Annotated in this window: 19 protein-coding genes; 12 read left to right on the top strand and 7 right to left on the bottom strand. The window is 64.3% G+C overall.

Translation table 11 applies throughout. The features are described from left to right. Positions 1-9: 9 nt before the first annotated feature. Both putA and ACWGTI_RS14770 read left to right on the top strand, forming a co-directional pair. Positions 10-3,618 carry a bifunctional proline dehydrogenase/L-glutamate gamma-semialdehyde dehydrogenase PutA gene (gene putA / locus ACWGTI_RS14775; protein ID WP_454587796.1) on the top strand — a complete coding sequence of 1,203 codons (3,609 nt, stop codon included), beginning with the start codon at positions 10-12 and terminating at the stop codon, positions 3,616-3,618. A 69-nt stretch (positions 3,619-3,687) separates the two neighbouring features. Then, the gene (locus ACWGTI_RS14770; RefSeq protein WP_454587795.1) at positions 3,688-4,758 is read left to right on the top strand and encodes a glycosyltransferase family 2 protein; all 1,071 of its coding nucleotides are present in this window, start codon (positions 3,688-3,690) and stop codon (positions 4,756-4,758) included. A 43-nt stretch (positions 4,759-4,801) separates the two neighbouring features. Here ACWGTI_RS14770 and ACWGTI_RS14765 read toward each other — a convergent pair whose 3' ends face one another. The 4 genes from ACWGTI_RS14765 to ACWGTI_RS14750 form a co-directional block, all read right to left on the bottom strand. After that, positions 4,802-5,116 (bottom strand): antibiotic biosynthesis monooxygenase family protein, encoded by a 315-nt coding sequence (locus ACWGTI_RS14765; protein ID WP_454587794.1) that lies wholly within the window; start codon positions 5,114-5,116, stop codon positions 4,802-4,804. 67 nt (positions 5,117-5,183) lie between these two features. Then, complete coding sequence (locus ACWGTI_RS14760) at positions 5,184-6,176, bottom strand: energy transducer TonB family protein (RefSeq protein WP_454587793.1); 993 nt, start codon at positions 6,174-6,176, stop codon at positions 5,184-5,186. 127 nt (positions 6,177-6,303) lie between these two features. Continuing rightward, positions 6,304-6,744, bottom strand: coding sequence for a hypothetical protein (locus ACWGTI_RS14755; RefSeq protein WP_454587792.1), 441 nt, complete (start codon positions 6,742-6,744; stop codon positions 6,304-6,306). 5 nt (positions 6,745-6,749) lie between these two features. Beyond that, positions 6,750-8,891 carry a TonB-dependent hemoglobin/transferrin/lactoferrin family receptor gene (locus tag ACWGTI_RS14750; protein WP_454587791.1) on the bottom strand — a complete coding sequence of 714 codons (2,142 nt, stop codon included), beginning with the start codon at positions 8,889-8,891 and terminating at the stop codon, positions 6,750-6,752. A gap of 273 nt (positions 8,892-9,164) precedes the next feature. On the opposite strand from ACWGTI_RS14750, the gene hemP reads away from it, so the two are divergent. The 5 genes from hemP (at position 9,165) to ACWGTI_RS14725 (ending at position 13,410) form a co-directional block, all read left to right on the top strand. After that, positions 9,165-9,371, top strand: a complete 207-nt coding sequence (gene hemP, locus ACWGTI_RS14745; RefSeq protein ID WP_454587790.1) for a hemin uptake protein HemP — start codon at positions 9,165-9,167, stop codon at positions 9,369-9,371. Positions 9,372-9,424: 53 nt separating this feature from the next. Then, entirely contained in the window at positions 9,425-10,483 is a 1,059-nt protein-coding gene (locus tag ACWGTI_RS14740) for a hemin-degrading factor (protein ID WP_454587789.1), read from the top strand. Between the two features lie 125 nt (positions 10,484-10,608). Beyond that, entirely contained in the window at positions 10,609-11,496 is an 888-nt protein-coding gene (locus tag ACWGTI_RS14735) for a heme/hemin ABC transporter substrate-binding protein (protein ID WP_454587788.1), read from the top strand. Between the two features lie 4 nt (positions 11,497-11,500). Further along, positions 11,501-12,598: a FecCD family ABC transporter permease gene (locus ACWGTI_RS14730; protein WP_454587787.1), complete on the top strand. Its 1,098-nt coding sequence runs from the start codon at positions 11,501-11,503 to the stop codon at positions 12,596-12,598. A 23-nt stretch (positions 12,599-12,621) separates the two neighbouring features. Further along, positions 12,622-13,410 (top strand): heme ABC transporter ATP-binding protein, encoded by a 789-nt coding sequence (locus ACWGTI_RS14725; protein ID WP_454587786.1) that lies wholly within the window; start codon positions 12,622-12,624, stop codon positions 13,408-13,410. 5 nt (positions 13,411-13,415) lie between these two features. Here the strand turns inward: ACWGTI_RS14725 and rirA are convergent, their stop codons facing one another. Continuing rightward, entirely contained in the window at positions 13,416-13,877 is a 462-nt protein-coding gene (gene rirA / locus ACWGTI_RS14720; RefSeq protein ID WP_454587785.1) for an iron-responsive transcriptional regulator RirA, read from the bottom strand. 281 nt (positions 13,878-14,158) lie between these two features. On the opposite strand from rirA, the gene ACWGTI_RS14715 reads away from it, so the two are divergent. The 3 genes from ACWGTI_RS14715 to ACWGTI_RS14705 all read left to right on the top strand — a co-directional run bounded on the left by ACWGTI_RS14715 (position 14,159) and on the right by ACWGTI_RS14705 (position 16,786). After that, positions 14,159-15,454, top strand: coding sequence for a DUF445 domain-containing protein (locus ACWGTI_RS14715; RefSeq protein WP_454587784.1), 1,296 nt, complete (start codon positions 14,159-14,161; stop codon positions 15,452-15,454). Positions 15,455-15,684: 230 nt separating this feature from the next. Beyond that, positions 15,685-16,110, top strand: coding sequence for a phasin family protein (locus tag ACWGTI_RS14710; RefSeq protein WP_454587783.1), 426 nt, complete (start codon positions 15,685-15,687; stop codon positions 16,108-16,110). 178 nt (positions 16,111-16,288) lie between these two features. Continuing rightward, entirely contained in the window at positions 16,289-16,786 is a 498-nt protein-coding gene (locus ACWGTI_RS14705; protein ID WP_454587782.1) for a MaoC family dehydratase, read from the top strand. On the opposite strand, the gene ACWGTI_RS14700 is transcribed toward ACWGTI_RS14705, so the two are convergent. Next, complete coding sequence (locus ACWGTI_RS14700; protein ID WP_454587781.1) at positions 16,783-18,219, bottom strand: MFS transporter; 1,437 nt, start codon at positions 18,217-18,219, stop codon at positions 16,783-16,785. The genes ACWGTI_RS14705 and ACWGTI_RS14700 overlap by 4 nt on opposite strands. 128 nt (positions 18,220-18,347) lie before the next feature. Between ACWGTI_RS14700 and ACWGTI_RS14695 the strand changes: the two genes are divergently transcribed. Further along, positions 18,348-19,241, top strand: a complete 894-nt coding sequence (locus ACWGTI_RS14695; protein ID WP_454587780.1) for a LysR family transcriptional regulator — start codon at positions 18,348-18,350, stop codon at positions 19,239-19,241. A 4-nt stretch (positions 19,242-19,245) separates the two neighbouring features. Here the strand turns inward: ACWGTI_RS14695 and ACWGTI_RS14690 are convergent, their stop codons facing one another. Further along, a complete protein-coding gene (locus ACWGTI_RS14690) occupies positions 19,246-20,682 on the bottom strand; it encodes an aminotransferase-like domain-containing protein (protein ID WP_454587779.1) in 1,437 nt (478 codons plus the stop codon). Between the two features lie 106 nt (positions 20,683-20,788). On the opposite strand from ACWGTI_RS14690, the gene ACWGTI_RS14685 reads away from it, so the two are divergent. After that, positions 20,789-21,652, top strand: a complete 864-nt coding sequence (locus ACWGTI_RS14685) for a DMT family transporter (RefSeq protein ID WP_454587778.1) — start codon at positions 20,789-20,791, stop codon at positions 21,650-21,652. The last annotated feature ends 17 nt before the right edge of the window (positions 21,653-21,669 follow it).

Below are 21,669 nucleotides of genomic sequence, written 5' to 3'. Positions count from 1 at the left end.
GGGACCGCCATGCCGCTAGACACCATCCGCCAGCAGATCCGCGCCAACTACCTGCCCGACGAAGACGCGGCTGTGAAGCGTCTAGCTGCGGCAACAGAACTTTCCGCCGATGACCGCAAAGCGATCTCGGCCCGCGCCGCCGATCTTGTGCGGGCGGTGCGCGGCTCGTCCGACCCCAGGCTGATGGAGGTGTTTCTCTCGGCCTACGGTCTCTCCACCAAGGAAGGCGTGGCACTGATGTGCCTGGCCGAGGCGCTGCTGCGCGTGCCCGACACCGAGACCATGGACGATCTCATCGCCGACAAGATTGCGCCGCATGACTGGTCGGCCCATTCAGGTGGTTCGAGCTCAATCTTCGTCAATGCATCGACCTGGGCGCTGATGCTGACCGGCCGCGTGCTCGACGAGGGCGAGGGTGGCATTGAAGGCACGCTGCGCTCGATGGTGCGCCGGCTGGGCGAACCGGTCATCCGCAAGGCGGTGGCCGCCGCCATGCGCGAAATGGGCGAGCAGTTCGTGCTCGGCCGCTCCATTGCGGAAGCCGTCAAGCGCGGCAAGGCGATGATCCAGAAAGGTTATCTCTATTCCTTCGACATGCTGGGCGAGGCAGCCCGCACCGAGGCCGATGCGCTGCGCTACCTCAAGGCCTATGCCGACGCGATTTCCTCGCTCGATTCAGGCTCGAACGGTCCCGATATCAGGCAGAACCACGGCATCTCGGTCAAGCTGTCGGCGCTGCATCCGCGCTACGAAGAGGCGCAGAAGGAAAAGATGCTGCCGATAATGGCCGAACGGCTGCTGTCGCTGGCGCTGGCCGCGCGGCATTCGCGCATGGGCCTCAACATCGACGCCGAGGAGGCCGACCGGCTCGACCTGTCGCTGGATGTCATCGAGAAGGTGTTGTCCGAGCCGGAGCTCGCCGGCTGGAACGGGTTTGGTGTGGTGGTGCAAGCGTACGGGCCACGCGCGGCCTTCACCATCGACTGGCTCTATGCGCTGGCGAAAAAGTACAACCGCAACATCATGGTGCGGCTGGTCAAGGGCGCCTATTGGGACACCGAGATCAAGCGGGCGCAGACGCTCGGGCTTTCGGGCTACCCCGTCTTCACCCGCAAGGCCAACACCGATGTTTCCTACATCGCCTGCGCCAAAAAACTGCTTGGCATGACCGACCGCATCTATCCGCAATTCGCCACCCATAACGCCCACACCGTTGCCGCCATCCTGTCGATGGCTGACAACCGTGACGCCTTCGAGTTCCAGCGTCTGCACGGCATGGGCGAGGCGCTGCATGAGACGGTGCGCCAGGCCGAAGGCACGCGCTGCCGCATCTATGCGCCGGTCGGCGCGCATTCCGATCTTTTGGCCTATCTGGTCCGCCGCCTGCTGGAGAATGGCGCCAACTCGTCCTTCGTCCACCAGCTGACCGACGAGGATGTCGAACCGGAAGATATTGCGCGCGATCCGCTCGAAACGATCGAGGGCCAGGGGCCTGCCGCCAATCCGGCAATCGCTCGCCCCGCGACGATCTTCGGCGCCGGGCGGCGCAACTCGAAGGGGTTCGACATCACCGATCCGGTGACGCTGGTGGCGATCGACAAGGCCAAGGCGGCCTTCGCCGGGCCTGAGCGCTGGCATGCCAAGCCGATCACGCGTGCGGCCGGCTACGGCAAGCAGCGCCCGGTGGTCAATCCGGCGAAGCCTGCCGAGATCGTCGGCACGGTCAGCGAAGCGGCGGCCAAGCAGGTCGCGACGGCTGTGCGCTTTGCGGTGGAAGCGCAGCCGGCCTGGGCAAAGCGCCCCGTCGCCGAGCGCGCCGCCATCCTCAACCGCGCCGCCGAACTCTATGAGGCCAACGCCGTTGAGTTCTTCGCGCTCGCCACCAGGGAAGCCGGCAAGTCGCTGGCCGACGGCGTCGCCGAAGTGCGCGAAGCCGTCGACTTTCTGCGCTATTACGCTGCCGAGGCGGCGGACAACGAAGCGGGCACGCAAGCACGCGGGGCGATCGTCTGCATCTCGCCGTGGAATTTCCCGCTCGCCATCTTCACCGGCCAGATCGCGGCCGCACTCGTCACCGGCAATTCGGTCATCGCCAAGCCAGCCGAACAGACGCCACTGATCGCCTTCCGCGCCGTCGAACTCTTGCGCGAAGCCGGCGTGCCGGAGGATGTCATCCAGCTTCTGCCCGGCGATGGCCCGTCGGTCGGCGGACCGCTGACCGCGGATCCGCGCATCGCCGGCGTCTGCTTCACCGGCTCGACCGAGGTCGCCAAGCTGATCGAGAAGCAGCTGGCCGAGACAGCGGCGCCGGACGCCATGCTGATTGCAGAGACCGGCGGTCTCAACGCCATGATCGTCGATTCCACCGCACTGCCCGAACAGGCGGTGCGCGACATACTGGCGTCGGCCTTCCAGAGTGCCGGCCAGCGCTGCTCGGCGCTGCGCGTGCTCTATGTGCAGAAGGACGTCGAGAAGAAGATGCTGGAGATGCTGAAGGGCGCCATGGAGGCGCTCACCATCGGCGATCCCTGGCAGATATCGACCGACGTCGGACCGGTCATCGACGACGAGGCGCAGGCTTCGATCCGCGACTATTGCACCACGATGGGCCTGCAGGGGCGGCTGATCGCCAAGCTCGAAGCGCCGAAAGATGGCCGCTTCGTTGCGCCGCATGTGTTCCGCGTCAAAGGCATCGAGGAGATGGAGCGCGAAGTGTTCGGCCCGGTGCTGCATGTCGCCAGCTTCGACGCCGACGGGATCGATGCCGTCATCGCCGCCATCAACCGCAAGGGCTACGGCCTGACCTTCGGTCTGCACACCCGCATCGAGGGCCGCGTCCAGCATTTCGTCGACGGCATTCATGCCGGCAACATCTATGTCAACCGCAACCAGATCGGCGCCGTCGTCGGTTCACAGCCATTCGGCGGCGAGGGGCTTTCGGGCACCGGCCCGAAGGCCGGCGGGCCGCACTATCTCCGGCGGTTCCGCAAGGGTCCGGAGGCCGGCACCGAGATTGCCGAGGGCCGCAAGGTGACGGCGACCGAACTCGCCGACAATCTGCCCGATCCGACGCTTGGCGGCTGGTCGACGCGGCCGGACCGCATCGCCATTCTGAGAAAGCATCTGCGCGGCAAGGGTGCGGCAGCGATCGGCGCTGCCGCCGGCATCGATTTCGGCCAGGTCGATCTGCCCGGACCGACGGGCGAGGCCAACACGCTGTCGCTGTCGCTGCGCGGCCGGGTGCTGTGTCTCGGACCTGACGCCGACACGCTGCTTGCCCAGGCGATCCAGGCGCTGGCCGCAGGGAACGCGGTGCTGGCGGTCGCGCCAGGCGCGCCGGCAGCACTGTCGGCGCTGACCGGCAAGGGGCTGCCGCTGGCTGCTATCGATGGCCGGCCCGATCCGGTCGAGGCACGTTCGCTGCGCGTCGATGTCGTCGCCTTCTCGGGCAAGCCCGAGGCAGCCCGCATCGTGCGCAAGGTGATCGCCAACCGGAACGGTCCGATCGTGCCGCTGGTCAGCGAAGTGCTCAATCCGGCGGCCTATGCGCATGAACGCGCGGTCTGCGTCGACACCACCGCTGCCGGGGGCAACGCCAGCCTGCTGGCCGCGGCGTAGGGGACTTTTCGCGGCTCGCTTGCCTGCGTCTGGTTGCAAGGATATGCCCTGATATAGACAGCAACTCGAGTGGGCCAAGCCGAACAGATGGAAGAGAAGCGCCCACCGTTTGAGCTGCCGCGCGTGGCCGTGGTCATCACCTGCTACAATTACCGGCCCTATGTCGAACAGGCGATCCGTTCGGTATTGACGCAGACCTACCGGAATTGGGAATGCGTCATCGTCGACGATGCCTCGACCGACGGCTCGGCCGAGCATGTCCGCCAGCTTCTCCAGTCAATCGGCGATCCGCGCCTGCGTCTCCTGATGCGGCCGCAAAACGGCGGCCAACTGGCGGCCTTCCGCGACGGCTTTGCCGCTGGTGACGCGCCGTTTGTGACCTTCCTTGACGCCGACGATGTCTGGCGGCCGAATTTTCTCCTGGCGCATATTTCGGCCCATCTCAATGCAGTGCGCTCTGCGGCGCTGTCCAGTTCGGACGTGTTCCTGGTCGATGGCGACCGAACATTGCTGGGCGGCACCTATGCCCTGTTGCGCAAGCCGCGTCCCGAGCCGGATGGCCTCGGGACCGTCATTCCGGCCGGCGGGCAGCTTGGCGAGATAGCGCCCGATCTCGCCTATGCATCGGATCATCCGGTCACCTATTTTGGGCCAGGGGTCTATGGCTGGATGTGGGCGCCGACATCATCGATGGTTTTCAGACGTGGCGCACTGGAACCGGTTCTGGCGTTCCCCTTCAAGACCAGGATAGGGACCGACTATCTGGCTGCAACATGCGCGCATCTGTCGGCCGGCAGCCTGCTCTTGTCGGAAGGTCTCGGCCTCTATCGTCTGCACGGCGCCAACGCGTCCGCCGGCGTCTCCTATGCCGGAGGCCACGTGCAGCAATCGGCGGCCTATCGCACGCATGAGATCGCGCTGGGTACGGATGTTCTCGACTATGTGCTCGCCAATGCGGAGCGGCTCGGTGCCGTCAATGGCCGCGATTTCGTGCCTGGATTCCTGGCGCAGCACATCAGGCGGTTCGGCCGCCTGGGAGATGATCCGCGCGTGAGGCCTTTTCTGGATCGCAGAAGCCGGTTGCGATGGCTGCGCAAGCGCGTCACCCGCTCTTTGCGGCGATTGCTTGGTCGGGCCTGACAGTGGGCAGGTCTGAATGCAGCTGCCCTTAGGCCAAAATATCTCAAGCGCCCTCGACGACCGAAAAGCCTTCGAACTGCGGATGGCCGAGATAGTGCACCTTCGAGGTGCCGGTGTTGCGGTGGGCGGCGCGAAAATTCTCGGATTTGGTCCAGGCGACGAAATCCTCGTGGCTTGCCCAAATCGTGTGCGAGGCAAACAGCGTGTAACCCTCGGTCTCGTTGACCGGGCCGCGCAGCAAGTGGAACTCCCTGAAACCCTTCATCTCCGAAAGGCTGGAATCACGGTTCTTCCAGACATCCTCGAAGGCGGTCTCCGAGCCGTTCTGGACCTTGAAGCGGTTCATGGCGATGTACATTGGCTTCCTTTCGATACCGACGAGTTGTGTTTGATGAACCGCTACGGCTGCGGCGGTGGAGGTTTTCTTAAAATGGGCCGATCCGCGCCCTGAACACCCAACTCGACCTGCCGGTTTCCGTTGGAATGGGCGGGAATGGAGCTTGCTGGCGCACCAGCTTCAAAGCGAATTCGTCAAGCTCGGCAGACCCTGAACTTTCGGCAAGCTGTACGTCGCCGACGCTGCCATCGGCCATGACGACGAAAACGACCCTGGCATTGTTTTGAGCCTTTGCTTGCACCGCTTTGGAAACGCGGCGGTTAGCCTTGGCGAGTTTCTTTTGAATTTCCCCGCTGTAGCGGGATTCCATCGCATTGCCGGCCGCAGCCTGCTTTTTGCCCTTGCTGGCAACCACTGATGCGTCGCGTTCCTCGCCGTCTGCCGCGCCGCGCGAATCGTTGGTGTTGCTTGTTCCTCCGACTCCAGCTGAGGCGCTTGGCCTTGCAGTCGGGACTGGTGGCTTGGCAACAGGGGTTTCTGCGGGAGGTGCGTCTGCAGGAGGAGCCTCGGTGCTTTGCGTCTGCGCAGCGGGCGCTGCCGGCGGCTCACTGCTTCTGGTGACACTCTGGTCGTCCTGGCGAGGGGTGGCAGCGGTCAACATGTCGGGAGTGTCGATTGCTTGTTTGACGGCTTCCGGTGGCGACTTAGGAGCCTCGGGCTGTTCTACCGGTTGTGGTGCCTCGGCCGGCGGCGCGGGTGGAACGGCCTTGGGTTCGGGCGGTCGCGGGTCCGACACCAAGGTGACATCTACCGCGCCGGGCGCCTGGCCGTCCAAATCGCTGCCGACGACATCAACGCCCGATTGATCGGTGCCCTCGGACTGTATCGCGTTGCTGGAATCGAATGTTCCCGCAGGCGCGATCAACAACGCCGCCGCAACAGCAGCGTGGAGCAGGCCGGACGCAATGATCGCCACCGTCCACTTGCGGTCCGCAGCCGACGGCTGCGACTGCGCAAGCGGCTCTGCCGGCGCAATCGCCAGGTCGTTGCCGGCGTCGGGGAGGGGGCTGATGTCCTGCATGGTTTGCGGCGAGACCTGCCGCGAGCGGGGTGGGGTTGTCAAATCAAGATCGGTTGCGGGCCACGGCGATGGACCGGAGATGGGCCACGCCGCGCTATCGTGCTTGAAGGCGGGCTGCAGTCCCACCTCAGACGCCGAATGCGATGCCGGTCTTGGTCGCAGTCTTCAGCCCGCGCATGCAGGCGCCCGGCTCGACGCCGGCGCCGGCGCATTCGGTCGCGCTGTTGATCAGCACGCGGCTGAGTTTGGTGCAGTCGGTGCCGGCGAGGTCGAAACGGGTCACCTTGGTCTTGCCGGCCGGCAGGTCCTTGAAGTCGAGCACGCTCAGCCGATCGACGACGCCGGCATCGTTGAACAGCGCGATCTCGAAGGCCGCCTTGGATAGATCGGCGCCAAGCGCATTGTTGACGACGAAGGTCAGCCGGCAGCCCTTGTTGGATGGCTGCGCGGCATTGAGCTCGAGGCTGAGTTGCGGCGCCGGCGCGGACTGGGCCCACGCCGGCGCCGAACCGACCGACATCGCCAGCGTCGAGGTCAGGAGACGAAGCGATATCGTCAAGCTTGTCATTGACGTCAGCCTCCAAAGCGCATGGTTGCCGCCAGCTTCAGCGTGATGCCGGGCTCGTAGATCACAGCAGTTGTGCCGCCGTTCAGCGGGTTGGTGTATTTGACATCGAACAGATTGTCGGCGCGGAAATCGACCTTCAAATTGTCGGTCGCTTGGTAACTGGCGAAGGCGTTGACCAGCGTATAGTCCTTGGCCACGGGGTTGCCCTTGGGCTTGCCGTTGTATTGCACCTCGCCGCCAACGGTCAGCTTGTCCTGAAGGAAGCGGAAGCCGAGCTGCCCGGTGACCTGCGAGGACGGGATGGCGGCAAGGTCGGCCCGCTCGCCTTCGTAAGAGATGGTGTGGCCGTTGATGATCGAGGCCGACAGCCCGGCATAGCCCCAGGCGGCGTCATAGACGCTTTCCAGTTCGACGCCGTTGATCTTGGCCTGGGCGAAGTTCTGGTACTGGAGGCAGATCGGGATGCCGGGGCCGAACGGGCAGCCGCTGGTTGGGTCGAACGGCGACAGCGTCACGCCCTCGATGTAGTCGTCGACATCGTTGTGGAAGTAGGCGGCCTTGAGCCGAAACGCGTCCCCGGCCTCGATGATGTCGTTCAGCTTGTAGTTGACGCCGAATTCGGTGGTCTTGCCGGTTTCGGGCCGCAGGTTCGGGTTGGGCAGGAACGGGAAGGTGACGCCGGCCGGATGGTTGCCGCTGATCAGCGTTTCGGTCAGTGACGGCGAGCGGTAGCCTTCCGCGTAGGTGCCATAGAACTGCAGGCCGGCAAGGCTGGCGCTTTCGAAGGGCGAGAGGCCGACGGTGATGCGCGGCGACAGCCGGTCGCCCGAGGTTTCGTTGTCCGGATCCTTCAGTCTGTAATTGTCGTAGCGCAGGCCGGTGATGACTTCGAGCCAGCCCCAGCTCAGCTTGTCCTGGATGTACGCGCCTGACACGTTGCGCTTGCCCGACGGCGTGTAGAAACTGTCGCCGCCCGATGTGCCGCCGGTCTCGACGTCGTCGCCGACCCAGTCGCCGCCAAAGGTCAACTCGTGCGCGATGCCGGCGGTCTCGAAGCGCGACGTGTTCCAGATGTCGATCCCGGTGGTGCCGACATCGAAGGTCGACGTTGAGCCAACCGGCAGCACGACGGGAAGACCGGTGACCGGATCGAACCGGTTTTGCGGCACAAGCGTCGTCAGGTCGAGATTGGTCTTGTTGTAGGAGGCATTGATGTGGAGATCGAGCCAGCTCTTGGCGTCGTCGGTGATGTTGTAGCGGGCAGTAAAGGTGTTCGACTTGAGGTCGACATCGTTGGCCGGCACGCCGCCGCTGGTTTCCATCCAGCCATCGCTCGAGCCGATCCAGCCGAGCTTCAATTCGCTGTTTTCACTGGGCCGGATGGTGGTCTTGATGAGGCCGCTCAGCACGTCGAAGCCGGTACCGGCGACGGTGTCGCCGCTGCCGTTCTTGTAGTCGTCGTAGTCGCGGTAGACGATGTTGCCCAGCACATCCCAATTGTCGTTGAATTTGTAGGCGCCGCTGGCGCTGGTGGTCCAGCCCTTGCCATTGCTTTCATAGCGTCCGGTGACGGAACCGGCCCAGGTCTTACCGGGCTTCAAGAAGTCCTCGGCATCCTTGGTGTCGAAGAAGACGACACCGCCAATGGCCCCGGAGCCATAGGTGTTGGCGACCGGTCCGCGGATCACATCGACGGATTTGATGAGTTCAGGATCGACATAGAAGGTCGACTGCGTGCCGTGGTCTGAGCGCTGGAAATTCTGTCGGGCGCCGTCGACAATCACCGCAACGCGGCCGAAATCCTGCAAGCCGCGAATGTTGATGCTGGAGCTGACGCGTCGCGCGTCGGCCTGCACGGTGACGCCCGGCACGCCGAGCAGCATTTCGTTCGGTGTCGTCGCCATGCGGCGGTCCAGCTGTTCCTGGTCGACATGGCTGGCCGATGCCAGCGATTCGATCGCCGTCTCGCCTGTCCGGCTGATGACGAGGATCTTGTCGAGCAGTGTCACGCCGGCAGGGGCGGGCTGTTCGGTTTTCTCAGCCTGATCGGCCTGCTGTTGATCAGGCGCCGGTTGCGTTGCCTGTTGAGCGCTGGCCGGCGGCGTAAGCAACGCGATAACTGCACCACCCGCAAGCAAGGCGGCCATCGCCTTTGCCATAGACCGATGTACCGGATCGGCGTGCGCCAGACCCAGTCGTCCACGATTTCCCAACCCCATGCCCCAACTCCAAAATCCAGGTTCGATGCTGGCTGGCGTTGGCGCTCGCTGGCATTTTTCATTGCTTCCGGCGTCTTAAATGTTGACTCATTTAGTCCGGTAATGCACTGACTAATAAACATGACTATTAGAGTCAAGAAATGAATCGGCATTTTTGCAACGCCTAGCCAGACGCCCGGCACAGGAAAGGGATCGATAGAGATGAACACCCACAATCCCAATGACTTTCGCTACCGCGTCCGCCGTTCCGAGGACGCCACAGCCCGCTTCGACCGGGTGCCGCTGGCGGTAAGGACGCTCTCTTCCAACACGTTGTTCCAGGGCGAGCACGAGATCGGCATCGAGCACCACGGCGCGCTTTACCGGCTGAAGATCACCCGCCAGGGCAAGCTCATCCTCAACAAGTAGCCAAACAACCGGCCAGGCCGAAAAAACAAGCCAGGACAGACAGGTAGCAAGACATGGACCAGCGCGTAAAACCCGCCCCGCATGAAATCCGGCGGGCGCGGGCAGACAACCCGAAAGCGCGCGAGCGTGACCTTGCCGCCGAGCTCGGTATTTCCGAGGCCGAACTGGTCGCCGCTTATTGCGGCGAGGGCGTCGTGCGCGTCGAGCCGCGGGTCAACGATCTGCTGACCGGCCTCGACGCCGTCGGCGAAGTGATGGCGCTGACCCGCAACGAAAGCGCGGTGCACGAGAAGATCGGCGTCTACGACAAGATCGTGCCCGGTTCCCACAACGCCATGGTGCTCGGCGAAAACATCGACCTGCGCATCTTTCCGAAAGTCTGGGCGCATGGCTTTGCGGTGGAGAAGCGCGATGGCGGCGACATCCGCCGCAGCCTGCAATTCTTCGACGCGGCGGGCGATGCGGTGCACAAGGTGCATCTGCGGCCTGCGTCCAATCTCTATGCCTACCAGAAGCTGGTAGCGTCGCTCGAATCATCGAACCAGGAGCCGACCGTTTCCATCGCAGGCTTGGCCGAGGACGATACGGAGACACCGGGCGCTGATGCAAACATCGACGATTTGCGCGACCGCTGGAGCCGGCTGACCGACGTGCATCAGTTCTTCGGCATGCTGAAGGCGCTGAAGCTCAGCCGTCGCCAGGCCGTGCGCATGGTCGGCCAGGACTATGCCTGGCTGCTCGACAACAACGCCGTCAACGCCATGTTCCATCATGCCGCAGCCGACGGCATGCCGATCATGTGCTTCGTCGGAAACCGCGGTTGCATCCAGATCCATTCCGGCCCGGTCAAGACGATCAAGCCGATGGGGCCGTGGATCAACGTCATGGACGAGACTTTCCATCTGCATTTGCGGACGGATCACATCCAGGAAGTCTGGGCCGTGCGCAAGCCGACCAAGGAAGGTCATGTCACCTCGCTCGAAGCCTATGGCGCTGACGGCAAGATGATCATCCAGTTCTTCGGCAAGCGCCATGAAGGCGAGGGCGAACGCGACGACTGGCGGTTCCTCGCTGAAAACCTGCCGCGCATTCCAAGCCCGACCGCGGCCTAGAGCCGGATGATTTCAGGTCTTTCCGACCTGAAATCTGAATCCGGCTCTAAATCAAAGAGATAGGAGCATGATGTCGTCCGAAAACCGCTTCACACTTTTCGGCATCATGCTCCGGGGACCAAACGATGATTTCACTGTTCAGGCGCTCGACGCTTGCCGCGGCCATGAACCTGTCGCTGTTTCTTGCAGCACCGGCGCCGGCCAGCGAAAACCTCGCCGTCTTCGCCGACACGTCGCGGATCGCGGCGATCGGCGGCTCGATCACCGAGATCGTCTACGCGCTTGGCGAAGAGGGCCATCTGGTCGCCCGCGATTCAACCAGCCGCTACCCGGCGGCGGCGGTCGCATTGCCCGATGTCGGCTATATGCGCCAGCTGTCGCCGGAAGGCGTTTTGTCGGTCAATCCGTCGGGCATTCTGGCGCTGCATGGCAGCGGCCCGAGGGAAGCGGTCGGTGTGCTGAAAAAGTCGAGCGTGCCGTTCATCGACGTGCCCGAGCACTACAGCCATGACGGCATCCTGGAAAAGATCCGCATCGTCGGCAAGGCGCTCGGCGTCGACGCAAAGGCCGAGAAGCTGGCGGCCGAGACCGACGCCAAGCTGAAGGCGGCCGAAAAGCAGACGGCGTCGATCAAGGAGCGCAAGCGCATCCTGTTCGTGCTGTCGATCCAGGGCGGCAAGATCCTCGCCGCCGGCAGCGACACCGCCGGCGACGGCATCATCAAGCTCGCCGGGGCGGTCAACGCGGTCGAAGGCTTTTCCGGCTACAAGCAGATGTCCGACGAGGCCATTGTCACCGCCAAACCGGACGTGATCCTGGCGATGAAGAATGCCGGACCGCCAATTGCGGAAGCTGAGCTGTTCGCCATCCCGTCGATCACTTCGACGCCGGCCGGCGCCGATCACAAGCTGATCCTGATGGATGGCGGTTACCTCCTCGGCTTCGGGCCGCGCACGGCCGCTGCCATCCATGACCTCGCCGTCTCGGTCTATGGCAGCCAGGTCACGGACTGAGCGAATGGTGGACCAGTCGATCGCCGGCGCGGCGGGCAAGGTGGCGGCCGAGGGAGATCGTTCAGGGCGCGCGCGCCTGGTCATTTTGCTCCTGTGCGTGATGCTTGCCCTTTCCATGTTCCTGTCGCTGACGTCGGGCGCGTCCGATGCGTCGGCCGTCGGCGTCATCCGTGACTGGCTGACCGGCACTGTGCCGGCCGACGCCGCGCTCGGCGCTCGCGACCGGCTGATCGTCTACGACATCCGCATGCCGCGCGTGCTGCTCGGCGTGCTGATCGGAGCGGCGCTGGCCGTCTCCGGTGCGGTCATGCAAGGGCTGTTTCGCAATCCGCTCGCCGATCCCGGCCTGATCGGGGTATCAGCCGGGTCGAGCCTGGGCGCGGTCGCCGTCATCGTGCTCGGTACGACCTGGCTGGCGCCGCTGACTTTGGCGCTGGGCAGCATGGCCCTGCCGCTCGCCGCCTTTTTCGGCGGCCTTGCGGTGACGCTGGTGCTCTACCGCGTCGCCACGCGGCAGGGGCGGACCTCGGTCGCCACCATGCTGCTTGCCGGCATTGCGCTGGCCGCCCTTGCCATGGCGCTGACCGGCATCCTGATCTTCATGGCCGACGACCGGCAATTGCGTGACCTGACCTTCTGGCAGCTGGGATCGCTGGGCGGCGCGACCTGGCCGAAGATCGCTTCGGTCGGCCCGATCATCATCTTGGCGCTGGCGACAATGCCGTTTTTGGCCCGCGGGCTCAATGCGCTGGCGCTCGGCGAGGCGACGGCCGGCCATCTCGGCATTCCGGTGCAGCGGCTGAAATACACCGCGATCGTCGGCGTCTCGGCGGCAGTCGGCGCTTCGGTCGCGGTCAGTGGCGGCATCGGCTTCGTCGGCATCGTCGTGCCGCACCTGCTTCGCCTGCTGATCGGCCCGGACAATCGCTATCTGCTGCCGGCGTCCGCTCTGCTCGGCGCCTCTATGCTGCTTCTTGCCGATGCCGTCGCCCGCGTCGTCGTGGCGCCGGCCGAACTGCCGATCGGAATCGTCACCGCGATCGCCGGCGCGCCGTTCTTCCTCTGGATCCTGCTGCGCAAGCGCGGCGTGATCGACCTGTGAGATTTGAAACCTGTGAGGCCATCATGATCGAAGCGCACGATGTCTCGGTGGCGATCGGCGGCAAACGCATTGTCACTAATGTAGATTTTGTCGCGCGGCCGGGCGAAATCGCCGCCATTGTCGGACCCAATGGTTCGGGCAAGACGACCTTCCTTAAGGCACTGTCGGGCGATCTGACGTTTACGGGAACCATTGCCGTCAACGGCCGCAACCTCGCTGATATGAAGCCGATGGAGGCGGCCACTGCACGCGCGGTGCTGCCGCAGGCGACGACGCTGTCCTTTCCCTTCACCGTGCACGAAGTGGTCAGGCTCGGCCTTGTCGGCGGCCGTTCCGGCGTGCTGCCGGGTGAAGACGACAGGCTGCCGGAGCGCGCGCTGGCGCGCGTCGACCTCGACGGTTTTGCCGGCCGTTTCTACCAGGAGCTTTCGGGTGGCGAGCAGCAGCGCGTGCAGCTGGCGCGCGTTCTGTGCCAGGTCTGGGCGCCGGTGCTCGACGGCAAGCCGCGCTATCTGTTCCTCGACGAGCCGGTTTCCAGCCTCGACATCAAGCACCAGCTGATCATCATGAACATCGCCCGCGATTTCGCCCGGCGCGGCGGCGGCGTGATCGCCATCCTGCACGACCTCAATCTGACGGCCATGTACGCAGACCGGATCTTCGTCATGCATCGCGGCAGGCTTGCCGCCAATGGTTCGCCGCAAGAGGTGTTGAGCGACGATCTCATCGAAAAAGTGTTCGATTGCCGGCTGAAGGTCGGTGTGTTGCCGGCTGGAAACGTGCCGTTCGTGCTGCCGCAGTCGGCGGCTTAGAAAGTTCAGGCGGCCGGAGCTCGCTGCACCAGCATGTCGATCCCGAGCAGATGGCGCACGTTCGGCCGCGCCGCCACCATATCGGCAATCGTGTAACGGGAGAGCACGGCAAAGAAGGCGTTGAGAGCCTCACGCAGCGCCGAGTTGAGGGCACAGCTGTCGACCAGCGGACATTCGGCCGCGTCGTTCTCGAAGCACTCGGCCATGGCGAAGCTCTCTTCGGTCACCCGCACGACGTCGAACAGGTTGATCTCAGCGGCGGGACGGCCAAGCCTGACACCACCATTGCGGCCGCGCACCGTCTCGACCAGACCATGCTCGACCAGCGGCTGCAGGATCTTGAACAGGAAAAGCTCCGACACCGAATAAGCGGCCGCGATCTCGGGGATGCGGCTCAGCCGTTCGGTGTTTGCCGCGCAATACATCAGGATGCGCATGGCGTAGTTGGTCTGGCGCGTTAACCGCATTTCATTTCTCACCCAATTGCTGGCGCATTGGAACTGCACCAGATTTTAGATTGTGCTGGTGCGGCTTTCTCACCCGGAGCTTCGGATTCGCCCACACTGGCCTCTTCGGAATATGGCCTATACCTTGGAACAATTCCAGACTGGGATTGCATGATAGGTGAATATTCTTGTCAACTTTGTGTGCGCAATCGGCATGTCTCGAGGCGAAATCGGCCGTCCGGTCATGTCCCGGGCCGAAACAGTCCCTAAATACCCCTGAGATCGACGAGGAGCGGCCCATCATGTCTCAATCGGCCCCGTCCCTGGCGTCCGGCGGTTTCGATACCGAAGCGGGCGCCAAGCTTTCCGCGCTGCGGTGGACAAAGTTCCTTGCCACGGCAGCGCTGGCGCTTTGCGTCGTGGCCTTTGCCGTCGCCAAATCGTTCGAGGGCACCTATCCGTGGCTTGGCTTCGTGGCGGCCTTCGCCGAGGCGGCGACCATTGGCGGCCTGGCCGACTGGTATGCTGTCGTGGCGCTGTTCAAGCGACCCCTCGGTCTGCCGATCCCGCACACCGCCATCATCCCGGAGAACCAGAACCGCATCGCCGACAATCTCGGCCGCTTCATCGAGGTCAATTTCCTGGCGCCGGAGCCTGTGCGCGAAAAACTTGCCGAGGTCGATTTTGCGGCGCTCGTCTCCGACTGGCTGACTGACGCCGAACGCTCTGCCGGTCTGTCGCGCTTCGTCGTGCGGCTGGTGCCGCAGACGCTTGCGGCGATCGAGCAATCCGGCCTGCGCGGCTTCTTAGCGAGCCGCATGCTGGAGCAGATAGACAAGGTGCCGCTGGCGCCGCTGGCCGCCGAGCTGCTGTCGGCGCTCACCGACGATCGCCGCCACCAGAAGCTGTTCGATGAGTTCACCCGGGTGATCGGCCGGTTCCTGAACGACGAAGAGGCGCTGGCGACGATGCGCGAAAAAATCCGCGAGGAGTTGCCGTCGCTCTTCAACCTGTTCAGAGCCGACGCCTACCTCCTGAAGAAGATCGTCGCTTCCGCCGGTTCGCTGCTCGACGAGGTGCGCGCCGATCCCGATCACCCGATGCGGGCCGAATTCGACCGTTTCGCGCATAGCTTCATCGAGCGGCTCAGGACCTCGAAGCAATACGCCAAGCGGGCAGAGAAGCTCAAGCGCGATTTCCTGGCGCGGCCAGAGGTCAGGGCGCTGGCCGGCGATATGTGGCAGAGCCTCAGCCTGTTCATCGAGCAGGATGCCAAGGCGGAGAATTCGATCGTTCGCGAACATCTCGCCAACATGTTCGTCGAGGTCGGTCGCCATCTTGCCGGCGATCCGCAGATCAGGGCCGACATGAACCAGGGCTTTGTCGTGGCGCTAGGCTCGTTCGTGGAGAGCCAGAAGAGCGGCGTGTCGACATTCATCGCCGACCAGGTCAAGCGCTGGGACCTTGCCCAGCTGACCAGGCTGATCGAGATGAACATCGGCAGGGACCTGCAATATATCCGTTTCAACGGCATGATCATCGGCGGCCTTGCCGGCGTCGCGCTCTACGTGGGCGAGCGCCTGTTGCTTGCTGGTTGAAGTGGGGCCGGCTGACCTGCATTCGCCGCCAAATTGCATTGCGCGGGCGAATGGACACGCGGCGCGCGAGTGCTATTGTCCGGATTAGAGCAGTTCACCGTTTTCACAGAAAACTGCGACCTGCTCTAACTCTTTGTTTTGACGCAATTCCGGACGGAAAACCGTTTCACGCTTTTCCTGGAATTGCTCTAGGGTTCCGCATTTGCAGTAAACTGGGGAGCAAACGAGCAATGGCCAAACAACCCGATTCCGATTCGTTCCTGGACATGTTCAGCCGCTTCGGCCGCGACCTGAAGGTGCCGAATGTCGAGGCGGTCCTTGCGCATCACCGCAAGAACCTCGAGGCGCTAGAAAAATCGGCGCGGGCGGGGGCTGCCGGCGCGACCTCGCTCTTGTCCAGGCAGCGCGAGATGCTGCAGGACACGCTGCGTGAAGTCAGCGACATGGCGCAAAGCTACCGGGTGCCGGGCAACCCGCAGGAGATGATGTCGAAACAGGCGGAGTTCGCCAAGAAATCCTTCGAAGCTGCCCTGAAGAACGCCAGCGAAGTGGCCGAGATGGTCAAGAAATCCGGTACCGAATCGGTCGAAATCCTGCGCGAACGCATCAAGGAAGCGATGGAGGAAATCCGCTCCGGCTACGAAAACAAGAAGTGATGCTAGGGGCGCGGCCTGACGACGGCGGCCAGCCACGGCTCTGACAGGCCGCTTGCGCGCATGACCATGGACGAAGGGCGGTATTTGGCCGAGAATGGCGGAACAGAATCGCAACAGGCGAATTGACAGGGGCTGTCGGTTCGTGGTCCGAGGCATTGGAGCCATCGGGAAAGCAGGAATGACGGAAATACGGTCGAAAGCGCCGCCGACCTTCGAGCAGCTAAGGGCGATGGTCGGGCAGGAGCTCGGCGTGTCGGAATGGACGACCGTCGACCAGAACCGCATCAACCAGTTTGCCGAATGCACCGGCGACCATCAGTGGATTCATGTCGATCCGGAGCGCGCGAAGCGGCAGAGCCCATTCCGCACAACGATCGCGCATGGCTATCTGACGCTGTCGATCATCGGCGCACTGGCGCTCGACATGGGCATCGTGCCTGAAAACACGCAAGCCGCCTTCAACTACGGCTTCGACAAGGTGCGTTTCCTGGCACCGGTCAGGGTCGGCGCGCGCATCCGGCTGCGCTCCACGCTGTTGTCGGTGGAGGACAGGGGGCCGGGCCAATACCTGATGAAGGCCGCCAACACGGTCGAGATCGAGGGCGAGCAGAGGCCCGCCCTGACCGCCGAAACGCTGGTCATGCTGTATGAGCGCCGCAAACGGGCAGGGGCCTAAGCCGGCCGGCCGGCGGCGCGGGCCGAGAGCAGCGCCAGCAGCAGGGCAGCCACTGCCAGGGCCGTCGCCGTCTGAAAGGTGATCTGCATGCCTTGGACGGCTGCCGCTGAGGTCAACTGACTTTCCGGTCCTCCCGTTGATGCGGCCGCGAAGATAGCGCCCATAAGCGATGCGCCGGTGATCAGGCCGAGATTGCGCGACAGATTGAGCAGGCCGGAGATGACGCCGCGCTCGCCGGCGGCGACACCGTTCATGACGGCTGCATTGTTGGAGGTCTGGAAGAGCGCGTAGCCGAAGCAGGTGACGATGATCGGCATGACATAGCTGGCAATGCCGAGTTTTGTCATAGCAAGCGACAGCAATGAGGTGCCGATGGCAAGGCTGAACAGTCCGGCGACCATCATCCTGTGCGCGCCGAAGCGATCCGTGAGGCGGCCGGCGATGAGCGCCGAGAGCGCCGAGACCAGCGGACCTGTCGACAGCACCACACCGACCATCGCGGCATTGAGCCCGAGACCGCGCGACAGATAGAACGGCGCAACCACCAGCGTCGCCATCATCACCGTGGCGACGACGAGGTTCATGGCGAGGCTGGCAGTGAGCCTGATGTCATACAAGCCGGCAAGCCGGATCAAGGGATTCTTCGCTCTCGTCTGCGCAACGCCGAACAGGAAGATGCCGATGCCGGCGGCGATCAGCAGGCCGATGTTGAGGGTGCCGAAATTGCCGCGGCCGAGCGTCATCGCCAGCGCATAGGCGGTGGGCGTCAGAGCGAGCAGCGCGGTGCCCACCGCATCGAACCTGCCTCGATCGGCTTCGGCAGCCTTGCCGCGGGCGGGCAGGGCCAGCCAGGCGAGCGCGAAGGCCGCGACGCCCAGCGGAACATTGACGAGGAAGATCGCCCGCCAGCCGAAGCCGGCGATGAGAAGGCCGCCAAGCGAGGGGCCGAGCGTGGTGCCGATCGCCGACACGGCGCCGAGCAAGCCCATGGCGCTGCCGGTTCGTTCCTTGGTGACTGTCTCTGCGACAAAGGCCAGCGTCAGCGCCATCATCAGCGCTGCACCAAGCCCTTGCACGGCGCGCGCCGCGATCAGCAGCCACAGGGTCGGCGCAAGCCCGCACAGAACCGAAGCCAGCGTGAACAGCGCGATGCCGCCGAGCAGCAACGGCCGGCGACCGAACATGTCGGCCAGCCGCCCGGCGCTGACGATCAGGGCGGTGATGGCGAGCAGATAGGCGAGAACCACCCATTGCACCGACTGGAACGACGCCCCGAAGGCCTGCATGAGGGAAGGCAGGCCGACGCCGGCGATGCTGGTGCCGAGCGACGACAGCAGCGTGGCGAGTGACAGACTGGCCAGCGCCAGGACAGCGGACTTGATCTGTTGCGGCGCGGAGACGCGCTCGCTTGCGTTCTGCTCGGCAATTGCCATGGCGATCTCCTTTTTCGATCCGAGAGCGGGCCTGCCCGAGATCTAGTTTCTGAAATGACATGGCGAAAGGCGCAGCATTTGCAGCTTATTCGTGCGTGGAACGCCATGTCTTGTGTTACAATCCGCTGATGACATCACCCGATCTCAATCTGCTGTTCGCGCTCGACATCCTTTTGGCAGAAGGCAGCGTGGCGCGCGCCGCCAGCCGGCTGAGGCTCAGCCCTTCGGCGATGAGCCGGACGCTGGCGCGGCTGCGCGAGGCGACGGGCGATCCATTGCTGGTTCGCGCCGGCCGCGGCCTGGTTCCAACGCCGCGCGCGGAGGAATTGCGGCGGCAGGCCGGCCGCGTCGTTGGGGATGCCGAGGCGTTGCTGCGCCCTGCCAGGCTTCTCGATCTCGCGAAGCTGGACCGGGTTTTCACGCTGCGCACCAATGAAGGGTTCGTCGAGGAGTTTGGACCGCGTCTTGTCGCCCGCATCCAGGCCGAGGCGCCCGGCGTGCGGCTGCGCTTTGCGCCCAAAGCCGACAAGGATATCGCCTCGCTGCGCGACGCGACGATCGATCTGGAGATCGGCGTCGCCGGCGAAACCGGACCGGAGGTGCGCATACAGGCGCTGTTTCGCGACCGGTTCGTCGGCGCGGTGCGAGCCGGCCATCCGTTGAGCGAAGGTGCGATGACACCAGAACGCTATGCAGCCGGCCGCCACATCAGTGTGTCCAGGCGCGGCCGCGAAAGAGGACCGATCGACGAGGCCCTCGCTCTGCTTGGCCTGCAGCGGACGGTGGTGTGCATGGTCGCCGGTTTCTCGGCCGCCCTCGCCATGGCGCGTGCGTCGGACCTGATCGCCAGCGTGCCGGGACGGCATACCCAAGGCGCACGTGCCGGCATGGTCAGCTTTCCGCTGCCGGTCGCCACCGTCGAGGTCACCATCTCGATGCTCTGGCATCCACGGCTTGACGCCGATCCGGCGCAACGCTGGCTGCGCGACTGCGTTCGCGAGGTCTGCGCGGCCTCTCGCTGATCGATCACCGCGCCATCGCGGTCTCAAGCACCCTGAAAATGCGCTCGTCCTGACACTGCGCGACGTTGAAGCGCAGGAAGCGGCTGGCGGTTCCCGACAGGCTGAACGCATTGCCGGGCGCCAATACGATGTTGTCTGCCAGAGCGCGGCGGGCGATTTCGGCCGCATCCGCGCCATCCGGCAGGCTGCACCACAGGAACAGTCCGGCCGGCTGATCGATCCACGGCGTGATGCCGATCGCCTTCAGGCGCGCGGCCGTCTCGCCCATGGCGCGCGAAAGGCGCGCCCGCAGCAGATCCATATGCTTGCGATAGCTGCCGTCCTTGAGCAGCGCCAGCACCAGTTCGGCCGCCAGTCGGCCGCCGCCGAAGGTGGTGGCGATCTTGAGGTCGGTGAGTTGCTCGATCCAGTCGCGCGGTGCTGCGATAAAGCCGCAGCGCAACGAGGCCGACAGCGTCTTGGAGAAGCTGCCGATGTGGACGACGCGATTGAGGCCGTCGAATGCCGCTAGCCGGGGTGCGGGGCTGTGCTCGAAATCCGCAAAAATATCGTCCTCGATAATGGTCAGGTCCGACTGGTCGGCGAGTTTCAGCAGCCGGTGTGCGGTGACCGGCGACAGGATCGCGCCGGTCGGGTTGTGGATGGCGGAATTGGTGATGTAGAGGCGCGGCCTGTGCTCGGCGAGCGCTTGCGCGAACAGCTCGATATCCGGCCCCGATGGCGTGTAGGGAACGCTGACGACCTTGGCACGATGGGCACGCAGCAGCGCGTGAAAATTGAAATAGCAGGGGTCGTCGACCAGAACGGTATCGCCGGGCTCGATCAGGAAGCGGCAAAGGAGATCGATGGCTTGCGTGCCCGATTCCGTCAGCATGATCTGTTCGGGCGAGACCTCGATGCCGTGGCCTGCCATGCGCCGCGCCAGCAATTGCCTGAGCGGCGGCAGGCCAAGCGGCGTGCCGTAGTCGGAAAGGTCGACATCGTCGGCGCGCGCCACCGTGCGCAGCGCCCGGCGCAAGGCGGATTGCGGCATCCACGAAGCCGGCATCCAGCCGCAGCCGGGTTTGAGCATCTCGCCACCGGCTTCCAGCGACTGGCGCGACACCCACAGCGGATCGACTTCACGGTCGAGCCGTGGGCCGATCTCGGCGAGCGACAGCGGCGCCAGCGATCCGGCGGCATAGAAGCCCGAACCCGGCCGGGAGCGGATCGCGCCTTCGGCGGCAAGCCGTTCATAGGCTTCGACGACGGTCGATTTCGACACCTGCATGGCTTTGGCGAAGGCACGGATCGAAGGCAACCGCGTGCCCGGCGTCAGGCTGCGCGCCGATATACGCTGGCGAATGGTCGCCATGACAGTTTCGACCAGCGTGTGGGAGATAGGCGTGGTCGCAGCGAGGGCGGCGTCCGCAGGGTTAGTTTTGAGAGCGAGTTCGGTCATCTGTATTGCTCATTCGGCCATTACAGTTTTGCAAAATTGTACCGCATTGTCTCTAGCAGTTCCATACCCTCAGGCCCGATAGAGAGCGCAAGAATTGGAGCCTGGAATGGACAAGACCGCGAGCGGCTGGGTGAATGGATTCGTCGGCGTGCTGATCTTCAGCGGTTCGCTGCCGGCAACGCGTGTGGCGGTGGCGGATTTCGATCCGACCTTTTTGACCTCGGCCCGCGCGGCGATTGCCGGGCTGCTCGGCCTGGCGATGCTCGTCCTGTTCCGGCAGAAGCGGCCGGAGCGCACCGATTTCATGTCGCTGGTGATCGTCGCACTTGGCGTGGTGGTCGGCTTTCCCTTGCTAACGGCGCTGGCGCTGAAGCACGTCACCTCCGCCCATTCGATCATCTTCGTCGGCCTGCTGCCGCTCGCCACCGCGATCTTCGGCGTGCTGCGCGGCGGCGAGCGCCCGCGCCCGGCCTTCTGGTTGTTTTCCTGCGTCGGCAGCGGGCTGGTCGCGGGTTTTGCGCTTTCGCAAGGCGTCACGGCGTCCCCGGTCGGCGACGGCCTGATGCTGGCCGCCATCATCGTCTGCGGGCTGGGCTACGCCGAGGGCGCCGCGCTTTCGCGCCGGCTCGGCGGCTGGCAGGTGATCTGCTGGGCGCTGGCGATCTCGCTGCCGATCATGCTGGTGCTGACGCTCGTGACCCTGCCGCCTTCGTTCGCCACAATAGGTTCCGGCGCCTGGGTCGGTCTTGCCTATGTCTCGCTGTTCTCGATGCTGATCGGCTTCGTGTTCTGGTATCGCGGCCTGGCGCAAGGCGGTATCGCCGTAGTCGGGCAATTGCAGCTGCTGCAGCCCTTCTTCGGCCTGGCGTTGGCGGCAAGCCTGCTGCACGAACAGGTGAGCCCGCTGATGGTGGTGGTCACGCTCGGCGTGGTGGCGTGCGTGTTCGGCGCGAAGAAGTTCGCGCGCTAAATCCGCGGCGGACGGCT

This window comes from Mesorhizobium sp. ArgA1 (assembly GCF_053714375.1).
This window is presented reverse-complemented; position numbering and strand designations above follow the sequence as displayed.